13 protein-coding genes and 4 tRNA genes are annotated in these 15,318 nt (G+C 70.9%); 10 read left to right on the top strand and 7 right to left on the bottom strand.

The window, feature by feature from the left end; all coding sequences use genetic code 11:
* Positions 1 to 53: 53 nt before the first annotated feature.
* Positions 54 to 317: a DUF3073 domain-containing protein gene (locus tag ACFY0D_RS20785; RefSeq protein ID WP_030009392.1), complete on the bottom strand. Its 264-nt coding sequence runs from the start codon at positions 315 to 317 to the stop codon at positions 54 to 56.
* Between the two features lie 290 nt (positions 318 to 607).
* The gene (locus ACFY0D_RS20780) at positions 608 to 1,702 is read right to left on the bottom strand and encodes a Leu/Phe/Val dehydrogenase (RefSeq protein ID WP_390799612.1); all 1,095 of its coding nucleotides are present in this window, start codon (positions 1,700 to 1,702) and stop codon (positions 608 to 610) included.
* A gap of 194 nt (positions 1,703 to 1,896) precedes the next feature.
* On the opposite strand from ACFY0D_RS20780, the gene ACFY0D_RS20775 reads away from it, so the two are divergent.
* Positions 1,897 to 2,751 carry a hypothetical protein gene (locus tag ACFY0D_RS20775; RefSeq protein ID WP_390799611.1) on the top strand — a complete coding sequence of 285 codons (855 nt, stop codon included), beginning with the start codon at positions 1,897 to 1,899 and terminating at the stop codon, positions 2,749 to 2,751.
* A 567-nt stretch (positions 2,752 to 3,318) separates the two neighbouring features.
* Positions 3,319 to 3,525 (top strand): developmental transcriptional regulator BldC, encoded by a 207-nt coding sequence (bldC, locus tag ACFY0D_RS20770; protein ID WP_003949541.1) that lies wholly within the window; start codon positions 3,319 to 3,321, stop codon positions 3,523 to 3,525.
* 721 nt (positions 3,526 to 4,246) lie between these two features.
* Here the strand turns inward: bldC and ACFY0D_RS20765 are convergent.
* Positions 4,247 to 4,320 (bottom strand) — tRNA-Asp (locus ACFY0D_RS20765).
* Positions 4,321 to 4,401: 81 nt separating this feature from the next.
* Complete coding sequence (gene hrpA / locus ACFY0D_RS20760; RefSeq protein WP_390799610.1) at positions 4,402 to 8,334, bottom strand: ATP-dependent RNA helicase HrpA; 3,933 nt, start codon at positions 8,332 to 8,334, stop codon at positions 4,402 to 4,404.
* 111 nt (positions 8,335 to 8,445) lie between these two features.
* Here hrpA and ACFY0D_RS20755 point away from each other — a divergent pair, with 111 nt between their 5' ends.
* From ACFY0D_RS20755 to ACFY0D_RS20745, 3 genes are read left to right on the top strand one after another with little or no spacing between them, the layout of a single operon-like run.
* The gene (locus tag ACFY0D_RS20755) at positions 8,446 to 9,021 is read left to right on the top strand and encodes a hypothetical protein (protein WP_390799609.1); all 576 of its coding nucleotides are present in this window, start codon (positions 8,446 to 8,448) and stop codon (positions 9,019 to 9,021) included.
* Positions 9,022 to 9,075: 54 nt separating this feature from the next.
* A complete protein-coding gene (locus ACFY0D_RS20750; protein ID WP_390799608.1) occupies positions 9,076 to 9,813 on the top strand; it encodes a DsbA family protein in 738 nt (245 codons plus the stop codon).
* Positions 9,810 to 10,655 carry a cytochrome c biogenesis CcdA family protein gene (locus ACFY0D_RS20745; protein WP_390799607.1) on the top strand — a complete coding sequence of 282 codons (846 nt, stop codon included), beginning with the start codon at positions 9,810 to 9,812 and terminating at the stop codon, positions 10,653 to 10,655. The genes ACFY0D_RS20750 and ACFY0D_RS20745 overlap by 4 nt, the downstream gene beginning before the upstream one ends.
* 38 nt (positions 10,656 to 10,693) lie before the next feature.
* Here the strand turns inward: ACFY0D_RS20745 and ACFY0D_RS20740 are convergent.
* The 3 genes from ACFY0D_RS20740 to ACFY0D_RS20730 form a co-directional block, all read right to left on the bottom strand.
* Positions 10,694 to 10,770, bottom strand: a tRNA-Phe gene (locus ACFY0D_RS20740).
* Positions 10,771 to 10,792: 22 nt separating this feature from the next.
* Positions 10,793 to 10,866 (bottom strand) — tRNA-Asp (locus ACFY0D_RS20735).
* 39 nt (positions 10,867 to 10,905) lie between these two features.
* Positions 10,906 to 10,978: transfer RNA gene (locus tag ACFY0D_RS20730), tRNA-Glu, on the bottom strand.
* A gap of 103 nt (positions 10,979 to 11,081) precedes the next feature.
* Between ACFY0D_RS20730 and ACFY0D_RS20725 the strand changes: the two genes are divergently transcribed.
* From ACFY0D_RS20725 to ACFY0D_RS20705, 5 genes are all read left to right on the top strand, one after another.
* The gene (locus tag ACFY0D_RS20725) at positions 11,082 to 11,432 is read left to right on the top strand and encodes a metallopeptidase family protein (protein ID WP_030726307.1); all 351 of its coding nucleotides are present in this window, start codon (positions 11,082 to 11,084) and stop codon (positions 11,430 to 11,432) included.
* Positions 11,429 to 11,959, top strand: a complete 531-nt coding sequence (locus tag ACFY0D_RS20720; protein ID WP_390799606.1) for a CrcB family protein — start codon at positions 11,429 to 11,431, stop codon at positions 11,957 to 11,959. Before ACFY0D_RS20725 ends, ACFY0D_RS20720 begins: the two co-directional genes overlap by 4 nt.
* Complete coding sequence (gene crcB, locus ACFY0D_RS20715; RefSeq protein ID WP_390799605.1) at positions 11,956 to 12,330, top strand: fluoride efflux transporter CrcB; 375 nt, start codon at positions 11,956 to 11,958, stop codon at positions 12,328 to 12,330. The genes ACFY0D_RS20720 and crcB overlap by 4 nt, the downstream gene beginning before the upstream one ends.
* 124 nt (positions 12,331 to 12,454) lie before the next feature.
* A complete protein-coding gene (locus ACFY0D_RS20710; RefSeq protein WP_390799604.1) occupies positions 12,455 to 12,991 on the top strand; it encodes a hypothetical protein in 537 nt (178 codons plus the stop codon).
* A 278-nt stretch (positions 12,992 to 13,269) separates the two neighbouring features.
* The coding region (locus tag ACFY0D_RS20705; protein WP_390799603.1) for a DEAD/DEAH box helicase at positions 13,270 to 15,318 on the top strand (2,049 nt) is incomplete at its 3' end.

Below are 15,318 nucleotides of genomic sequence, written 5' to 3'. Positions count from 1 at the left end.
ATGCCCTGGACCGGGTTTCAGTCTTTTGTCTGTCGTGCAGACGCCTCAGGGCGTCAAGCGCCGCGACGCTGTGACGACGGCCCGGACTCTTCGTCCTCGTCGTCGTCATCCCTGTTGTAGAGGTCCGCGTACCGAGCGTACGGGTCGTCCTCGTCCAGTTCGTCGTCGTCTACCTCGACCGGCTCGCTGACAGGCAGCGGTTCCACGGTCGATGCGCCCAGCTCGTTGGCCAGACGCGAGAGGTCAGTCCCGCCGCTGCTGTACTTCAGCTGGCGGGCGACCTTCGTCTGCTTGGCCTTTGCCCGGCCGCGCCCCATGGCTCGACCCCCTCGGTGACGGGGCTCGACGGCCCCAGAGTCTGACACGCGTTCATGGTTCGGAGCGGGCTCTCCGTGGAGAGACCGTCCGTAGGGGTTTAACGGTACCTGCTTCCGCGGCCATACGGTACGCCGCCCGCATGACGCGCCCCGGTGCAGAACCAACAAGGCGCCCCGTCCTCGCTGGTCAGCTGCGATTTTAACCTTTTCCTGGCGGGCGACCCGCCGAAGTGCAGTGAGTTCCGTCTCGCCGCACCCCGGCGGGCGCACCCCGGAGCCCCGGGAAGGGCCTAGACGGCGCGCGCGGCGCGGCCGTCGGCCATGCGCTGCTCGGCGATCCGGTCGGCCGCGGCGGCCGGCGGAATGCCGTCCGCCTTCGCGCGAGCAAAGATCTCCAGCGTGGTGTCGAAGATCTTCGTGGCCTTGGCCTTGCAGCGGTCGAAGTCGAAGCCGCGCAGCTCGTCGGCGACCTGGATGACACCGCCCGCGTTGACCACGTAGTCGGGCGCGTAGAGGATCCCGCGGTCCGAGAGGTCCTTCTCGATGCCCGGGTGGGCGAGCTGGTTGTTCGCCGCGCCGCAGACGATCGTCGCGGTGAGCGCCGGGACGGTCTCGTCGTTCAGGGCGCCGCCGAGCGCGCAGGGGGCGTAGATGTCCAGGCCCTCGGTGCGGATCAGCGCGTCCGTGTCGGCGACGGCGGTGACCTTGCCCGGGTGCTTGTCCAGGATCCGGCGTACGGACTCTTCCCGTACGTCCGTGATCACGACCTCGGCGCCGTCCTCCAGCAGGTGCTCGACCAGGTAGTGGCCGACCTTGCCGACACCGGCCACGCCGACCTTGCGGCCGCGCAGGGTCGGGTCGCCCCACAGGTGCTGGGCGCTGGCACGCATGCCCTGGAAGACGCCGAAGGCGGTGAGGACCGAGGAGTCGCCGGCGCCGCCGTTCTCGGGGGAGCGGCCGGTCGCCCAGCGGGTCTCGCGGGCCACGACGTCCATGTCGGCCACGTAGGTGCCGACGTCGCAGGCGGTCACGTAGCGGCCGCCGAGGGACTCCACGAACCGGCCGTAGGCCTGGAGCAGTTCCTCGCTCTTGAGGACGTCCGGGTCGCCGATGATCACGGCCTTGCCGCCGCCGAGGTCGAGACCGGCGAGCGCGTTCTTGTACGACATGCCGCGCGAGAGGTTCAGCGCGTCGAGGACGGCCTCCTCGTCGGAGGCGTACGCGTAAAAGCGCGTACCGCCGAGGGCGGGGCCCAGGGCGGTGGAGTGGATGGCGATGACGGCCTTCAGGCCGGTGGCGCGGTCCTGGCACAGCACGACTTGCTCGTGGCCGCCCTGCTCCGTACGGAACAGGGTGTGCAGGACGCCGTCGGTCATTTCGGTCACGGTGGTGACTCCCATGGAAGAGATGCGGCGGAAAGACGCCCGCCCTGCGGGTGGGGGAGGGCGTGCTGGGAGCAGAGTAAGACCTGGGGGCCGCCCGTAGGTGACCTGTCCGAGGATCGAAACACTCCTGTGGTGCCAGGGGGTGGGGACGCCTCGGAGGTGAACCTGGCCCTGCGGAAGGGCAGTACGAGAGCGTGAGCGAATCCTCCGATCTCCCGCTGCCGTCCGCGCGCTCGGCGCCGACCGTCCCGTACGCCTCCTACCTGCGTATCTACGAGCCCTTGGCGGCCTTCGCCGAGCCGGAGCGCACGCACTGGGCCGACTACGCCCGGCGCGGGACGTCCCCGACCGCCCAGGACGAACTGCGCCGGTCGCTGTCGGACTTGGTGCGGGTCCCGGTGGTGGGGGTGCCGGCCCACGAGAGCGCGGACGCCTTCACGGCGGTGGTCGACGGGGTGCTGCTGGTCTGCCCGTGGCGCACCCGGCTCCGTGGCTGGCTGGCCCTCCAGGAGCTCGTCGAGTGGTTCCCGCGCCCGGTGCTGGACGCGGCGCTCCCGCCGGGGGCGCGCCGGCGGGCGGCCGAGGAGTACGAGCGCTGGCGCGAACGGAACCCGGACGCGCGCCCCTGGATCCGTACGGGGGTGTGGCAGGTGCCGCTGCGCTGGTTCGTGCTGGTGGCGGACGAGGAGCGGGACCACGTGCCGGGCGAGCGGCTGCGCTACCGCACGCCGATGGTCCAGGCCCGGCGGCGGCTCGCCCGCGCGCTGCGGATCCTGCGCGACGCGGAGGGGTACGGGATGCTCGTCGACGGGCTGGTGGAGGTGGGGAGCTGGCTGGAGGAGTTCCACCCGCGCTCGATGGTCGAGCTGGACTACGGCGGGCTGCTGCACGCGCTGCCGGCGGACCGGCTGGCGGCCGACCGCTCGGCCGCAGATCTCGCGGCGGGTATCGCGGCCCTGCGGGCCGGGGACTCGGACGGCGCGACCGAGGTCTACGAGGAGCTGGCGGAGCGGTGGAGAGCGGTCCGGGAGCGGCTTTTCGCGAATTAGGCCGAAAGGGGCCTATGTGGCTGGTTTCACTCAGGAGGGGTCAGTACGTATCGTCCGGTATCGGTCGATCGGTCAATACTGGCTGATCAGAGGCCTGATCATGGCATTTGGGACGTAGTACCAGGACCTACGTCCCGATACGGGCCATTGGCCCAAGCGTGACGGACCGCACTAACTACACCCTTGCGCCCTTCCCCTACCCTCGTGCCAAAATAGGACAAGGAGTCCGGGGAGGGTTCCTTCCGCCCAACTAAGGGCGGAATGCTCGGCATTGCACTCTACGGGGGGTCTGACGACTCCTGATCGCTCTGTGACTGATCGTCACAGTGGGGTGACTGTCCGTTATGGGACGGTCCATCGGCTTCCGCCGCTGATGAACACCTCGGAGGGCAATTCCGTCGGTTTGGCCGTCGAGGCTGGACGGATGGTGTAGTTGTAGTGCCGAGGACAAGCCGTTCGTCCTATAACCGACTCGGCCCGCGTATGTCCATTTCGGGCAACGCGGGCCAAGGTGCAGAATTTAGAGGAAAGAACCGAGATGGTTCGGTTCTCCCGAGGAGGCCGCTCATGACCGCTCGCACCCCTGATGCCGAGCCGCTGCTGACCCCGGCTGAGGTTGCCACGATGTTCCGCGTGGACCCGAAGACGGTCACCCGCTGGGCCAAGGCTGGCAAGCTCACGTCCATCCGCACCCTGGGTGGACACCGCCGGTACCGCGAGGCCGAGGTTCGCGCACTGCTCGCGGGAATTCCGCAGCAGCGCAGCGAAGCCTGAGGTCGCGTAAACACCCCGCTTTAACGGGTTTATGTCGGGTCCCCCAATCCGATGAAACCCACATAGCTTCATACGGCCGGGCCTGCCCCAACAGGTTCCAAGTCGTTCGATCGCGCTGGACTCCGCCGGGTCCAGCGCGATCTTTTTATGCCCAGGTCAGGGCGGTCTTGAGCGCGCGCGGGAGCATCGGCGAGGTAGGTGCCATTGCACATATTCTATCGAGCGGGCGTATGGGTGCGATAAAAGTATGAGTCTCAAAAACTCATGCGGTGACTCCCGTCACAGATGATCACTCTTGTATATCCGGTAATGCACCCCGTAAAGGGGACGCGCTTCGCGAGGCACATCATGCGAACGGGGGATTCCGTGTGACGGCCGGCCCGGGGGGCGTCTCGGCCGGGGTGTCAGGAGGTCCGGATGGGCCCGGACGCGTCCGGCGCGGTCCCGGAGAGGTCCGGAGAGGCCCGGCGAAGAGCTCCGGAGGGCTCCGGGGAGGTCCGTCGGGGTCCGTCGGGGTCCGGAGCCGTTCGCACGGGCTCGGCGAGGGCCCGGCACGCGCTCATGGACGCCCCGCAGGCGCGGCGGATGCGGCCCGGAGGTGTGGACGGGCGGCGCGGGCGTTCCACGGGCCCCAGGCGGCCCCCAAGGCCGTCCGGGCGGTGCCGCCCGCCAACGCGTCAGGGCCCGTATCCCCAGAGGGATACGGGCCCTGACGTTTCTGCGAACCTGACGGGACTTGAACCCGCGACCTCCACCTTGACAGGGTGGCGAGCTAACCAACTGCTCCACAGGTCCTTGATTTGCGGCCGCTCGGCGGCTGCGAATCAGACTGTACCGCAGCTCAGGGGGTGCAGTCGAACCGGACCGCGGCGCCGGTCACGGCGCCGCCGCATCCACCGCCTTCACGATCCGCTTGTCGGAGATCGGGTAGGCCGTCCCGAGCGCGTGCGCGAAGTAACTGACGCGCAGTTCCTCGATCATCCAGCGGATGTCGGTGACCGTGGACGGGACCGGGCGCCCCTTCGGCAACTGCTCCAGCAGCCAGGCGTACTCGTCCTGCATCTCGTGGACCTTCTCCATGCGCGTGGTGTCGCGCTGGACGCCCGTGGGCATCTGCTGGAGCCGCCGGTCCACCGCCACCAGGTAGCGCATCAGGTCCGGCAGCCTGCGCAGCCCCGTGAGCGTCACGAAGCCGGCCGGCATGAGGGCCGCCAGCTGCGTCTTGACGTCCTGGATGTTCGCGACCAGGGCCAGGCTGCCCGTGGCCTTCAGGCGGCGCTCACAGGCCTGCCAGGCGGCCAGCACCTGCTGCACCTGGCTCACCGTGCGCACGGTCGTGTCCACCAGGTCGGCGCGGACGGCCTCGTAGAGCCCCCGGAAGCCCGCCTCGTCCCACGCCGGGCCGCCGTGGTCGGCGATCAGCTTGTCGGTCGCCGCGGTCGCGCAGTCGTCGAAGAGCGCCTGGATGGAGCCGTGCGGGTTCCTGGACAGGGCCAGCTTCTGCTGGTTGGTCAGGTGGTCCGAGGCGAACTTCGCCGGGTTCACCGGGATGTTCAGCAGGATGAGCCGCCGGGTGCCCAGCCACATCGCCTGCTGCTGCTCGGCCTCCGTGTCGAAGAGCCGTACGGACACGGTCGCGCCCTCGTCCACCAGCGCCGGGTACGCCTTCACCGGCTGGCCCGCGCGCCGGGTCTCGAAGACCTTGGTCAGCGTGCCGATCGTCCAGTCGGTCAGCCCGGTGCGCTCCACCGACTCCCCGCCCGCCCGCTCGGCGGTGGCCGCGGCGGCCTTGGAGAGGGCCTGGCGGGCCTTCGGCTTCAGCCTCAGCCGCAGGGCCTCCAGGTCCTTGTCCTCGGCGAGGTTCTTGCGGCGCTCGTCGATGATCCGGAAGGTGATCTTCAGGTGATCCGGGATCCGGGTGAGGTCGAAGTCCTCTGCGGAGACCGGGACCCCGACCATCCGCTGGAGCTCGCGCGCCAGCGTGACCGGCAGCGGCTCCTGCAGGGGCACCGCCGTGTCCAGGAAGCGGCCGGCGTAGTTCGGCGCGGGCACGTAGTGCCGGCGGATCGGCTTGGGCAGCGAGCGGATGAGCTCGGTGACGACCTCCTCGCGCAGGCCCGGGATCTGCCAGTCGAAGCCCTCGTCGGTGACCTGGTTCAGCACCTGGAGCGGGACGTGGACGGTCACGCCGTCGGCGTCCGCACCCGGCTCGAACTGGTAGGTCACCCGGAACTTCAGCTGCCCCTGCCGCCAGGAGTCCGGGTAGTCGGCCTTGGTGACCCCGGCCGCCTTCTCGGTCAGCAGCATCTCGCGTTCGAAGTCGAGGAGTTCCGGCTCCTCGCGCTTCTTGTGCTTCCACCAGGAGTCGAAGTGCGCCCCGGACACCACATGGGCGGGGATCTTCTGGTCGTAGAAGTCGAAGAGGGTCTCGTCGTCCACCACGATGTCGCGGCGCCGCGCCCGGTTCTCCAGCTCCTCCACCTCGGTGAGGAGCTTGCGGTTGTCGGCGTAGAACTTGTGGTGGGTGCGCCAGTCGCCCTCGACGAGCGCGTTGCGGATGAACAGCTCGCGCGAGACCTCGGCGTCGATCCGGCCGTAGTTGATCTTCCGCTGGGCCACGATCGGTACGCCGTACAGCGTGACCTTCTCGTACGCCATCACGGCCGCCTGGTCCTTCTCCCAGTGCGGCTCGCTGTACGTGCGCTTGACCAGGTGCTGGGCCAGCGGCTCCACCCACTCGGGCTCCACCTTGGCGTTCACCCGGGCCCACAGCCGCGAGGTCTCCACCAGCTCGGCCGACATCACGAACTTCGGCTGCTTCTTGAAGAGCGAGGAGCCCGGGAAGATCGCGAACTTGGCGCTGCGGGCACCGAGGTACTCGTTCTTGTCGGTGTCCTTGAGCCCGATGTGCGAGAGCAGACCGGCCAGCAGCGAGACGTGGACGACCTGCTCCGGGGCATCGGCCTCGTTGACGTGGATGCCCATGCCCTTGGCGACCGTGCGCAGCTGGGAGTAGATGTCCTGCCACTCGCGGATCCGCAGGAAGTTCAGGTACTCCTGCTTGCACATCCGGCGGAACGAGGACGAGCCGCGTTCCTTCTGCTGCTCGCGCACGTAGCGCCACATGTTCAGGAACGAGAGGAAGTCGCTGGTCTCGTCCTTGAACCGGGCGTGGTTCTGGTCGGCCTGGGTCTGCTTGTCCGAGGGCCGCTCGCGCGGGTCCTGGATGGACAGGGCCGCCGCGATGACCATGACCTCGCGGACGCAGTTGTTCTTGTCGGCCTCGATGACCATGCGGGCCAGCCGCGGGTCCACGGGGAGCTGGGAGAGCTGGCGGCCCATCTGGGTGAGCCGCCTCGACGGGTCCTTCTCGGCCGGGTCCAGCGCGCCGAGCTCCTGGAGCAGCTGCACGCCGTCGCGGATGTTGCGGTGGTCCGGCGGGTCGATGAAGGGGAACTTCTCGATCTCGCCGAGGCCCGCCGCGGTCATCTGGAGGATGACGGAGGCCAGGTTCGTCCGCAGGATCTCGGCGTCGGTGAACTCGGGGCGGGCGTCGAAGTCGGCCTCGGAGTACAGCCGGATGCAGATGCCGTCGCTGGTACGGCCGCAGCGGCCCTTGCGCTGGTTGGCGCTGGCCTGCGAGATCCGCTCGATCGGCAGGCGCTGGACCTTGGTGCGGTGGCTGTAGCGGGAGATCCGGGCGGTGCCCGGATCGATCACGTACTTGATGCCGGGGACGGTCAGCGAGGTCTCGGCGACGTTGGTCGCGAGGACGATCCGGCGCCCGGTGTGCTGCTGGAAGACGCGGTGCTGCTCGGCGTGCGAGAGGCGTGCGTAGAGAGGGAGAACCTCGGTGAAGCGGAGGTTCCGTTTGTTTAGGGCGTCCGCGGTGTCGCGGATCTCCCGCTCGCCGGAGAGGAAGACCAGGATGTCGCCCGGCCCTTCGGACTGGAGCTCGTCCACGGCCTCGCAGATCGCGGTGATCTGGTCCCGGTCGGAGTCGTCGCCCTCCTCGGCGTCCTCCTCCAGGAGCGGCCGGTAGCGCACCTCCACCGGATAGGTACGCCCGCTGACCTCGACGATCGGTGCCTCGCCGAAGTGCCGGGAGAAGCGCTCGGGGTCGATGGTCGCCGAGGTGATGACGACCTTGAGGTCGGGGCGCTTCGGCAGCAGCGTGGCCAGGTAGCCCAGCAGGAAGTCGATGTTCAGCGACCGCTCGTGGGCCTCGTCGATGATGATCGTGTCGTAGGCCCGCAACTCGCGGTCCGTCTGGATCTCGGCGAGCAGGATGCCGTCCGTCATCAGCTTCACGAAGGTCGCGTCCTGGTCCACCTGGTCGGTGAAGCGGACCTTCCAGCCGACCGTCTGGCCGATCTCGGACTTCAGCTCCTCGGCGATCCGCTCCGCGACCGTGCGGGCGGCGATCCGGCGGGGCTGGGTGTGCCCGATCATGCCCCGGACGCCGCGGCCCAGCTCCATGCAGATCTTGGGGATCTGCGTGGTCTTGCCGGACCCGGTCTCGCCCGCGACGATCACGACCTGGTGGTCGCGTATCGCCTCGGCGATCTCGTCCTTCTTCTGGCTGACGGGCAGGTTCTCGGGATACGTGACCTCCGGCATCCGCGAGGCACGGCCGGCCAGTCGCTCGGCGGCCTTGGTGGCCTCCGCGGCGATCTCGTCGAGCACGGCCTGCTTGGCCTCGGGCTTGCGGATACGGCGGGCGCCTTCGAGGCGGCGGCCGAGGCGGTGCGCGTCACGGAGGGAGATCTCACCGAGAAGCGTCTGCAGGGCGGCGAAGGAAGTAGACATACCTGGTCGAGGATCTCACCTGGGCCCTCCGGGTGGCGAACGCATTTGTGGGGCGGACCCGTACCATTTCGGGACGAGTCCGTCGGTCGTACGAGTGAGAGGCGTCCCACCTTGTCCCGCCCCCGCCTCTTCGGCTGCGCCGTGCTCGCGGTACTGGCGGTGCTGCTGGGCTGCGCGTCCCCGGCGGTGGCGCTCGCCCCGACGCCCCGAACGGCCCCGGGCGCGGACTCGCCCCCGGCGCGGACGCCGACCCCGCCCCCGGCGCGGGTGCTGGTTGCGGCCCCGGCCCCGGTCCTGGAACCGGCCCCGGTCCTGGAACCGGCCCCGGTCCTGGAACCGGCCCCGGTCCTGGAACCGGCCCCGGCCCCGGCCTCGGCCTCCGCTCCTGCCCCGGCTCCGGCAGCCGTTCCGGTTCCGGCCCCGTCCACCGGATCGGTCACGGGGTGGCCCCGGGCGGCCGAGTTCACCGACGCCGACGGTCCCGCCTGCGCGCCGGCGGCTCCCGGGCACGGGGGCACGCCCGCCGTCCCCACGCGCGCCGCGGGCGAGCAGCACGCCCAGGTCCCGCCGGTCCGGGCGGCGCCCGAGGACGCGGGTCCGGCCGCGGCCGTGCCCGTACGGAACCCCGTACGCGGCCCCGACCGCCCGGCCCCCGACCGGCTGGAGCTCTGCGTGATGCGGGTGTAGACGGACCGGTCCCCCCGGTCCCGTCCCACCCACCCGCAGCACTGGAGCACCCGCATGCCCTCTTCCCCGAAGTCCTCCGCCAAGAAGTCCGCCACGAAGCCCCTGCTGCTCTCCGCCGGAGTGGCCCTCGCCGCGATCACCCTCGGCCTCGTCTCCTGGCGGGCCACCGCCCCCGCCGAGACCGGCTCGGCCGGTTCCGCCTCCGTCACCGCGCCCCGGACCGACCCCGCCGCCGAGCTCAAGGCGCTGGCCCGCCGCGAGTCCGGCGACAAGCTCGCCGTCGGCCGCGCCGACGCGCCCGTCGTGCTCATCGAGTACTCCGACTTCAAATGCGGCTACTGCGGCAAGTTCGCCCGGGACACCGAGCCCGAACTGGTGAAGAAGTTCGTCGAGGACGGCACCCTGCGCATCGAGTGGCGCAACTTCCCGATCTTCGGCGCCGAGTCCGAGGCGGCCGCCAAGGCCGCCTGGGCGGCCGGGCAGCAGGACCGCTTCGACGCCTTCCACGCCGCCGCCTACGCCGCCGGCTCGAAGGAGAAGGGCTTCGCCGAGCCCCGGCTCGTGGAGCTGGCCCGGGAGGCCGGCGTGCCCGACCTGGAGCGCTTCAAGGCGGACCTGGCCGGCGAGCAGGCCGCGGCGGCCCTGAAGAGGGACCAGGAGGAGGGATACCGCATCGGCGTCACCTCCACCCCGTCCTTCCTGCTGAACGGCAGGCCCATCGCCGGCGCCCAGCCGCTCGACACCTTCACGGCCGCCATCGCCAAGGCGAAGGCCGAGGCGGCGAAGCAGTGACCGACATCGGATACCTGGCCGCCCTGCTGGGCGGCCTCCTCGCGCTGCTCAGCCCCTGCAGCGCCCTGCTGCTGCCGGCCTTCTTCGCGTACTCCATCGACTCCACCTCCCGGCTCCTGGCGCGCACCGGGATCTTCTACGCGGGCCTCGCGAGCACCCTCGTACCGCTCGGGGCGGCCGGCTCGTACGCCGGGCGGTTCTTCCACGGCAACCGCGACCAGCTCGTGCTCGCGGGCGGCTGGCTGATCATCGCGCTCGGCCTCGCGCAGATCCTTGGCCTCGGATTCGCCCCGAAGCGGATCTCGGAGGTGTCGGGCCGGATCCGGCCGACCACCGCCCTGTCGGTGTACGCGCTCGGGGCGGTCTACGGGCTGGCCGGATTCTGTGCCGGCCCGATCCTGGGCAGCGTCCTGACGGTCGCGGCGGTCAGCGGCAGCCCCGTCTACGGCGGCCTGCTGCTCGCGGTCTACGCCCTGGGGATGGCCGTACCGCTGTTCGTACTGGCGCTGTTGTGGGAGCGGTTCGACCTGGGCAGGCGGCGCTGGCTGCGCGGGCGGGCCCTGCGCGTCGGCCGCTTCGAGCTGCACACCACCTCGCTGCTGTCGGGGCTGTTCTTCATCACCCTGGGCGTGCTGTTCCTCGTCTACGACGGGGCGAGCGCGCTGCCGGGGCTGCTGGACGTGGACGACTCGTTCGCCGTGGAGCAGTGGGTCGGCTCGCTGGCGGACGCGGTCCCGGACGGGGTGCTGCTCGGGCTGGTGGCCGCCGGGGCGGCGGCCGTCGGCGTCGTGCAGTGGCGCCGCAGGGGGCGCGCGGCGGCGGCCGAGGCCGAAGGGGAGTAACCACAGAAGGCCCCGTCCGATGGACGGGGCCTTCTTGATGGTGGCTGGGGCCGGGGTCGAACCGGCGACCTATCGCTTTTCAGGCGATCGCTCGTACCAACTGAGCTACCCAGCCACGAAACCGTTTCCGGCTTCAGCGATCCTGACGGGACTTGAACCCGCGACCTCCACCTTGACAGGGTGGCGAGCTAACCAACTGCTCCACAGGACCTTGCAGTGTGCGAGAACAAGTCTTGCACACGGTAATGCGTACCCCCAACGGGATTCGAACCCGTGCTACCGCCTTGAAAGGGCGGCGTCCTGGGCCACTAGACGATGAGGGCTAAAGGCCCGCCGGGCACTTCTCAGCGCGTCGGGGACGTGAGAAGCATATGGGATCCGGGGAGCTATCGCCAAAACGGTTTCCCCCGGAGCGACAATGGCCGGGTGCTGGAGATGACGCGCGAGGAGTTCGAAGAGCTCGTCGCAGAGGCCCTGGACCGGATCCCGCCGGAGCTGACGCGGCTGATGGACAACGTGGCGGTGTTCGTCGAGGACGAACCGCCCGCCGACGACCCCGAGCTGCTCGGTCTGTACGAGGGAACTCCGCTGACGGACCGCGGCGAGTGGTACGCCGGGGTGCTGCCGGACCGGATCACGATCTACCGCAATCCCACGTTGCGCATGTGCGAGGACCGGGAGAGCGTGGTCGCGGAGACGGAGGTCACCGTGGTGCACGAGATCGCCCACCACTTCGGGATCGACGACGACCGGCTGCACGCGCTGGGGTACGGGTGACCCGGCCGGTCCCGGCTCCCGGCGACGGGGCGGCGCCCGCGGCGCGGCCGGCGGAGGCGGTCGATCCGGACGTCGACCTGCACGTGCCCGAGCAGCGGGCCGAGCCGCAGGGCCGGGTGCTCGCGGCGGTGGCGGTGGGCGGCGCGATCGGGGGCGCGGCGCGGTACGGGATCTCCCTGCTGTGGCCGGCCGGGCCCGGGGCCTTCCCGTGGGCGACCCTGTGGATCAACGCCTCCGGCAGTGCGCTGATCGGCGTACTGATGGTGCTGATCAGCGAGGGCGGCCGGACGTCCCCGCACCCGCTGCTGAGGCCCTTCGCCGGAGTGGGCGTGCTCGGCGGCTTCACCACCTTCTCCACCTACGCGGTGGACTTCTCGCGGCTCCTGGACGAGGGGGAGACGGGAACCGCCCTGGCCTACGGCGGGCTCACGGTGGTGGCGGCGCTCGGCGCGGTGTGGGCGGCGGCCGCGGCGACCCGGCTCGCGGTCCGCGGGCGCGGACCCGGACCCGGGCGCGTTCCGCGGTGAACTGGCTGCTCGTGGTGGCGGGCGCGGCCGTCGGTGCGCCGCTGCGCTATCTGCTGGACCGGGCGGTGCAGGCGCGGCACGAGTCCGTCTTCCCCTGGGGCACCTTCGTGGTCAACGCGGCCGCCTGCCTGGTGCTCGGGGCGCTGGCCGGGGCGGCGCTGGCGGGGGCCGCCTCCTCGCGGGTGCAGTTGCTGCTCGGGTCCGGGCTGTGCGGGGCCCTCAGCACGTACTCGACGTTCTCGTACGAGACGCTGCGGCTGGCCGAACGCGGCCGGGGGTTCCTGGCCGCGGCGAACGTGGTGATGTCGGTGCTGGTCGGGCTGGGCGCGGTGCACCTCGGGTCGCAGGTGGCGCTGCGGCTCTTCGGCTGAGGGGTCCGGCCCAGGGCTTCGTCCCGGTGTTCGCCCGAGGGCGTGTCCCTTGCGGGTCAAAGGGAGTTGGGCACATTGACCCGCTCATGCGGAAAGTTCACCCTCAGGCTCCGGAGGTGCCCCCGTGCGCCAGTTGTCCGCTTCCCTCCGACTGGCCGTCACCGCGCTCGCGGTCGCGGCGACGGCCGGCTGCATGAGTGTCGGCGAGAACGCGGCCAAGCCCGGGCCCTCCGCTTCGGGGGACCGCCGCGGCGGCGCCGAGGCGGGCACGGGGACCGCCGCGGGGCGGGGCTCCGGGGTCCGCGGCAACGGGCACGGTGTGAAGGACGGTACGGGGAGCCAGGACGGCAGGCCCAAGGAGGACGGCAAGGCCTCCGGTGCGACCGGGGCATCGCCGAGCCCGGGTGCGCCGAGCGGCCGGCCGGGGGTGCCCGCACCGTCGGCGGGACCGGGCGGCGGCGCGGGCGGGCAGGGCCCGCAGGAACCCACGACGGGCGGTTCGGGCGGCGGCTCCGGCGGCCCGGGCGGTTCGGTCGGCGGGCAGCAGTCGGCGAGCCCGACCCCGGCACCCCCGGCCACGACTCCCCCTGTGACGGAACCCACTCCACAGCTGCCGAGTCCGCAGCCGGAGCCGACCACCCAGCCGGCCCCCGAGTTGTAGGCCCGACGGGCACCCGGCCGGGTCCGTGAGGGCCCGGTCCGGTGTCGGCGCCGGGGGCATCTTCGCAGGTCAGAGGCGTTTCTGCGGGAGTGACTTGCCAGACCCCGGGGAGGGTGCGTATGGTTATAGATCGTTTGATCCCATTGCCCGGCGCCGAATCCGAAGAGCGCCGTGTGGCGCGTACTCTCCCTAGCCGTGGCTGACCGCATTGAGGCGGTCGATTTGCGATTCACGGAGTTTGGGCGCGTGCCGAGACTCCGGAAGGTTTCGCATTTCGCATGTCCATTTCCAGCTCTGACCGTTCCGTCATGCCCGAGAACGACTCCAACGAGATGATCGACGCCGAGGCCCTTGTGGTCACCGAGGCGATCGAGGCCGCCGAGGCGGACGAGATCATCGAGGCTCTTGAGGCCGACGTGAACACCGACGGGTCCTTCGAGGACTCGACCACCGACTTCGACGACGACGCGGACGCCGACGCCGACGCCGAGCCCTCGATCACCTTCGGCGACCTCGGTCTCCCCGAGGGCATCGTGCGCAAGCTCGCCCAGAACGGCGTCACCGCCCCCTTCCCGATCCAGGCCGCGACCATCCCGGACGCCCTGGCCGGCAAGGACATCCTCGGCCGTGGCCGCACCGGCTCCGGCAAGACCCTCTCCTTCGGTCTGCCGACCCTGGCCTCCCTGGCCGGCGGTCACACCGAGAAGAAGAAGCCCCGCGCGATCATCCTCACGCCGACCCGTGAGCTCGCGATGCAGGTCGCGGACGCCCTCCAGCCCTACGGCGACGTGCTCGGCCTGAAGATGAAGGTCGTCTGCGGCGGTACCTCCATGAGCAACCAGATCTTCGCTCTGGAGCGCGGTGTCGACGTCCTCGTCGCCACCCCGGGCCGTCTGCGCGACATCATCAACCGTGGCGCCTGCTCCCTGGCGAACGTCCAGGTCGCGGTCCTCGACGAGGCCGACCAGATGGCCGACCTGGGCTTCCTGCCCGAGGTCACCGAGCTGCTCGACCAGATCCCCGGCGGCGGCCAGCGCATGCTCTTCTCCGCCACCATGGAGAACGAGATCGGCACCCTGGTCAAGCGCTACCTGACCAACCCCGTCACCCACGAGGTCGACAGCGCGCAGGGCAACGTCACGACCATGACGCACCACGTCCTCGTCGTGAAGCCGAAGGACAAGGCGCCGGTCACGGCCGCCATCGCCGCCCGCAAGGGCCGCACCATCATCTTCGTCCGCACCCAGCTGGGCGCCGACCGCATCGCCGAGCAGCTCGTCGAGGCCGGCGTGAAGGCCGACGCGCTGCACGGCGGCATGACGCAGGGTGCCCGTACCCGCGTCCTCGCCGACTTCAAGGACGGCTACGTCAACGCGCTCGTCGCCACCGACGTCGCCGCCCGCGGCATCCACGTCGACGGCATCGACCTGGTCCTGAACGTGGACCCGGCCGGCGACCACAAGGACTACCTGCACCGCTCGGGCCGTACCGCCCGTGCCGGCAAGTCCGGTGTCGTGGTCTCCCTCGCGCTGCCGCACCAGCGCCGCCAGATCTTCCGCCTGATGGAGGACGCGGGCGTCGACGCCTCGCGTCACATCGTCCAGGGCGCCGGCGCGTTCGAGCCGGAGGTCGCCGAGATCACCGGTGCCCGTTCGCTGACCGAGGTCCAGGCCGACTCCGCGAACAACGCCGCCAAGCAGGCCGAGCGCGAGGTCGCCGAGCTCACCAAGCAGCTGGAGCGCCTGTCGCGCCGTGCCGTGGAGCTGCGCGAGGAGGCCGACCGCCTGGTCGCCCGCTCCGCCCGTGAGCGCGGCGAGGACCCGGAGGCCGCTGTCGCCGAGGTGGCCGAGGCCGCCGAGGCCGAGGTCGCGGCGGCTGCCGCCGCCGCTGCCGCCGAGCTGGCCGCGCAGGAGCGCCGCGAGGAGCAGCGCGCCCAGCGTGACGACCGTGGCAACTTCGAGCGTCGCGACAACCGTGGCGGCGACCGCGGTGGCGACCGTGGTGGCTTCCGTCGTGACGACCGCGGTGACCGCGGTGGCCGTCCGTCGGGTGGCTTCAACCGTGACGACCGTGGTGGCGACCGTGGTGGCTTCCGCTCCGGTGGCGACCGTCCGTCGGGTGGCTTCCGCTCCGGTGGCGACCGTCCGTCCGGTGGTGGCTTCCGTCGTGACGACCGTCCGTCCGGTGGCTTCAACCGCGATGACCGTGGTGGCGACCGTGGTGGCTTCCGCGCCGGTGGCGACCGTCCGTCGGGTGGCTTCCGCTCCGGTGGCGACCGTCCGTCCGGTGGTGGCTTCCGTCGTGACGACCGTCCGTCCGGTGGCTTC

Source organism: Streptomyces sp. NPDC001502, from assembly GCF_042894785.1.
Taxonomy (GTDB): Bacteria; Actinomycetota; Actinomycetes; order Streptomycetales; family Streptomycetaceae; genus Streptomyces; species Streptomyces kutzneri.
The sequence above is the reverse complement of the archived record's forward strand: the minus strand, read 5'-3'. Positions and strand labels throughout refer to the sequence as shown.